This is a genomic window from Streptomyces inhibens, assembly GCF_003389455.1.
GTDB lineage: Bacteria > Actinomycetota > Actinomycetes > Streptomycetales > Streptomycetaceae > Streptomyces > Streptomyces inhibens.
The window spans coordinates 1-4,750 of sequence record NZ_QUAC01000078.1 but is presented as its reverse complement, the minus strand read 5'-3'; the positions used below and the strand labels follow the sequence as shown (position 1 = coordinate 4,750).

General features: G+C 73.7%; 3 protein-coding genes. 2 read left to right on the top strand and 1 reads right to left on the bottom strand.

What is annotated here, in order from left to right; all coding sequences use genetic code 11:
• Positions 1-281 precede the first annotated feature (281 nt).
• Positions 282-1,400, bottom strand: coding sequence for a secretion protein snm4 (locus DY245_RS11315; RefSeq protein ID WP_128506241.1), 1,119 nt, complete (start codon positions 1,398-1,400; stop codon positions 282-284).
• A gap of 230 nt (positions 1,401-1,630) precedes the next feature.
• Between DY245_RS11315 and DY245_RS11310 the strand changes: the two genes are divergently transcribed.
• On the top strand, positions 1,631-2,863 hold the full coding sequence (locus DY245_RS11310; protein ID WP_128506239.1) for a sensor histidine kinase: 1,233 nt from the start codon (positions 1,631-1,633) through the stop codon (positions 2,861-2,863).
• A 285-nt stretch (positions 2,864-3,148) separates the two neighbouring features.
• Positions 3,149-4,462 (top strand): sensor histidine kinase, encoded by a 1,314-nt coding sequence (locus tag DY245_RS11300; protein ID WP_128506237.1) that lies wholly within the window; start codon positions 3,149-3,151, stop codon positions 4,460-4,462.
• Positions 4,463-4,750: the final 288 nt, after the last annotated feature.

Here is a 4,750-nt window from a genome sequence, read left to right as displayed (position 1 = left end):
GGGCGGCCCGGCCGGGGGCGTCGCCCCGACCACGGGCCCCAGCCCGGCCGCAGGCCTAGCCCCGGCCTCCGGCATCGCTCCGGCCGACGGCATCGGCTCGGCCACAGGAAGAGCCCCCGGGACCCCCTGCACATCCATCGCACTCACCGCATCCACACCCCCTCCCACTCCGACCGCTTTCGCTTCTTCCGCCTCTTCCGCACGGGCTCCCCCATGGACTCCCCCATGGCTTTCCGCACGGGCCTCCGACGATGACATGCCCCCTCCACCACCCCTCCGGGTCAGGCTGCGCCGAACAGCAGGCTGTAGAGCCCGAAGGCCCCTAGGGCCACCGGAATCAGGACGACCACGCTCACCGACTCGACCAGGTCCAGCCCCCGTCGCAGCCGGGCCCGCAGCGGGTCCGGTACCCGCACCGCGAGCACCGCGACCGGCAGCCCCGCCAGCACACCCAGCGCGACCAGCGCGAGCACCGGTGCCCCGCCGTCGGTCGCCCAGAGCAGCACCACCCGTACGCACACCGCCAGGCCGGCCGCCAGCAGCGCGACGACCTCAACGGCCAGCGGATACGCCCGTGCCCGCGAGCACAGGACGACACACAGCAGCAGCGCGGCGAGCACCGTCCAGAGGCCGGGCGTGTGCACCGCGAGCACCCCCGCCGCGCCGGCCGAGGCCGCCATCACCACCGTGGCCGGGGCCAGCTCCCGGTGGGTGGCGCCCAGCGCGGCCGCCACCTGGTGCCGGCTGACCGGCGTACCGCCGGAGCGCTGGTCGTCGAGCCGGGTCAGCCCGGCCGCCATCAACGCGATCCGGGGCAGAGCGCCGAGGACGAGGAGGGAGACGAAGCCGAGCGCAACTCCCGTACGTGCAGGGGTGGTCAGCGCCAGCCCCAGTTCCCACGCGCCCACCGCGAGCGCGACCGACGCCGCGCCGATCAGGCCGCCGCGCCCCAGCCCCGTACAGAGTCCGAGGAGCGCGAGCACGGCCGCGGCGGTGAGTCCGACGGCGGCGAGCCTGGCGCTGCCGCCCTGGACCGCCTCCCAAGCGGCGGCCACGCCGAGGATGCCGCCGAGCAGCAACAGGGCGGCTCCTGGGGCGCGCTGCCCGCTGCGTGCGGCGAGCGTGCCGCCCGCTCCGGCGCCGGTGAGGACGACGGCGGCGATTCCGAGCCAGAGAGCGGCGGCCTCGCCCGCGTACCAGTTGTGTGCGCAGAACCCGGCGACCGCCGCGAGCAGCACACTCGCCGTCACCGCCGTCCAGGTCCGGCTGCGCTCGCCCCATCCCCAGCCACGGACGTCGAGGGGGCCGGCCAATGCGTCGATGAGGTCCCGCGCGGCGGAGTCCGGCTGTCGCGCGGCGAAATCCGGCTTCAGCAACTGGCCGTCGTAACCCCGCGCCATCGCCCCTCGCCTCTCCCGTTGTGCATCGCCACACAATACGGTCCCGCCTGCGCGCCGTGTCCACCACGCCGATAACGAGACAGCCACCAACCTGCACCAATGCCCCGTCCCGGGCCGGGGTCTTGACCTGCGACGGGACGTACGCCGGGCGGAGGGGGTAGGGCAAACCCCACCTCCACCACCCCAGCTACCCCATGGCACGCACGGCCGCGGCCGTGCAGGCTGGGCGCATGACGGAAAGTTCCCGACCCAGTGCCGCTGATGACGCCCTTGACGTCGTCTCACCACCGCCGCCCAGAGCGCCTTTCACCGCCGCGACGTGGCGGGAGATCGCTTATCTGCTGGCCAACTTGCCGTTGGGCCTAGTGGCGTTCTCGGTGCTGGTGGTGTGGCTGACGATGGGGCTCGGGCTGTCCGTCACCGTGATCGGACTACCGTTGCTGGCGGCGGGGCTGACGGTGTGCCGCCGGTACGGGAAGCTGGAGCGGGCCCGGGCGCGGGCGTGGCTGGGGGTGCAGGTCGAGGAGCCGAGCCCGTTGCGGCCGCGGGACAGGGGGTTCTTCCCGTGGTTGTGGACGGGTCTGAAGGATCCGGTCGCCTGGCGGCACGCACTCTTCACCTTCATCCGGCTGCCGTGGGCCCTGTTCACCTTCACGGTCACCTTTGCCTCGCTCTTCGTGGGGTGGCCGGTGCTGCCGTGGGTGGCGCGTTGGCTGTCGAACGTGGACCGGGCGATGGTGCGGGGCCTGCTCTCGCCGTCCGACGAGCTGGAGCGGCGGATCGCCGAGCTGGAGTCGGACCGGGTGACGGTCACCGACACGGCCGCCGCCGACCTGCGGCGTATCGAGCGGGATCTGCACGACGGCGCGCAGGCCCGGCTCGTGGCGCTCGCCATGGGGCTCGGCCTGGCGAAGGAGAAGCTGCTGGAGGGCCAGTCCGACGAAAGCGTGGCGGCGATGGTGGACGAGGCGCACGGCGAGGTGAAGCTGGCGCTTCAGGAGCTGCGTGATCTGGCCCGGGGCATCCATCCGGCGATCCTCACGGACCGCGGGCTGGGGCCCGCCCTGGGCTCGCTGGCCGGGCGCTGCACGGTGCCGACGACGACCGCGGTGGACCTGACCGAGCGCCCCGCCCCGGCCATCGAGGGCATCGCCTATTTCACGGTCTCCGAGCTGCTGCAGAACGTCTCCAAACACAGTGCGGCGCGGCAGGCGTCCGTCGAGGTGTGGCGGACCGAGGACCGGCTGCTGATCCAGGTGGAGGACGACGGGAAGGGCGGGGCGCGGCTGGACGGCGGCAGCGGGATGGCCGGGCTCGCCGAGCGGCTGGGGTCGGTGGACGGGCTGTTCGTGCTGGATTCGCCGGTCGGCGGGCCTACGCGGGTGACGGCGGAGCTGCCGTGGCGGGCGCGGACGGCGGCGGAGGCGGGTTCGGGGTCCGGACCCGGGGCGCGGGGCCGCTGACGGGCCGGGGCGCGGGGCCGCTGACGGGCCCGGGTCTCGGGGCCGCTGACGGGCCCAGGGGCGGCCGTTTGTGCTCAACCTCAGGTCCGGGGGTGGGGAAAACCCCAGGAGAAGACTGCGAAGACCCTCATGGTGCGGGAGGCGTCGATCGCGGACGCTTGTCCTAGCGGAAAAGCCGCAGGCCTGCAGATCAGGCGCGGCGCCGACCGGGCCCTCGGGCCCGGCCGTGATCCGCCGGACGGGCCTCAGGACGGCATACGGCAGAGCAGAACGGACAACGAGACGATGGATACCGCATACGCACCGCACCCCCGCGGCTCCCGTGTGCCCGTGGGGCTGCGTGCCCCGTTCTCCGGGCGCGCCTGGCGGGAGTTCCTGTACCTCTTCCTCAGCCTCCCGGTGTCCAGCGTGATGTTCGCGTACGCCATAGCGGTGATCGCCCTCGGCGCCGGCCTGCTGGTCACGTTCCTGGGCATTCCGGTGCTGGCGGGCGGTCTGGCCGGCAGCCGTGCGCTGGGCAGCCTGGAGCGTGCGCGGGCCCGGGGCCTGCTGGGGCAGACCGTGGACGAGCCGGAGCCCATCCGCCCGTCGAAGCCGGGCCTGATGGCGTGGGTCGGGGCCGTGCTGAAGAGCGGGGTCTCCTGGCGGCACCTCCTCTACTCCCTCCTGCACTTCCCGTGGGCGGTCTTCTCCTTCGTCTTCTCCCTGATGTTCTGGTCCATCGGCTGGGCTCTTCTGGCCTATCCGCTGTGGCGGTGGACGTTCCCCGCGTACCTCGACCAGCCGGGCATCCAGATGTGGGGCGACGGCAGCGGCAACGGCTTCTATCTCGACACCCCGGCCGAGATCGGGTTCGCCAGCGGGGTCGGGCTGCTGCTCGTGCTGGCCGGGCCGTGGGTGATCCACGGGCTGACGCAGGTGGACCGGGTCATGGTCCATGGCCTGCTGGGCCCCTCCTCCCTGGCCACCCGGGTCTCACAGCTGGAGTCGGACCGCGGGGTGGTGGTGGACACCGCGGCGGCCGACCTGCGGCGTATCGAGCGGGATCTGCACGACGGCGCGCAGGCCCGGCTCGTGGCGCTCGCCATGGACCTGGGCCTGGCCAAGGAGAAGCTGGCGGAGGATCCGGAGGCCGCCGCGAAGATGGTGGACGAGGCGCACGGCGAGGTGAAGATCGCGCTCCAGGAGCTGCGCGACCTGGCCCGCGGGATCCATCCGGCGATCCTGACCGACCGGGGTCTGGGCCCGGCGCTGTCGGCGCTCTCCGCGCGCTGCACGGTTCCGGTGAAGGTGTCCGTGGACCTGGACCGCCGGCCGGCCGCGGCGATCGAGGGCATCGCGTACTTCACCGCCTCCGAGCTGTTGCAGAACGTCTCCAAGCATGCCCGGGCCACCAGCGCGACGCTGGACGTCTGGCACACCGCCGACCGGGTCATGGTCCTGGTGACGGACAACGGCCGCGGCGGCGCACACACCGGTAACGGCACCGGTCTGGCCGGCCTCACCGAACGACTCGATGCCGTCGACGGCCTCCTGATAGTGGACTCCCCCGTCGGCGGCCCGACCTCCATCACCGCCGAGCTGCCGTGGCGGGCCTGACGGCGACGCGGCGGCGCGGCGGGGGCCGCAAAGCAGGGGGCCGGGGGATGGGAGGCCGGGGAACGGGAGGCCGGGGCACAGGAGGGCCGGGAACAGGAGGGCCGGGAACAGGAGGGCCGGGGAACGGAAGGCCGGGCAGCAGGTGACCGGCGGGCCACCGGGACGCCGGGGGACCGCAGCGCCGCTGGGATCCCATGAGCAGGCGGCCGGGGCCGGGACGGGGGTCCGACCCCGGCCGCCTTCCCGTACGCGGCCGTACCTCCCCTACCTGGCGACCGCCACCACTCC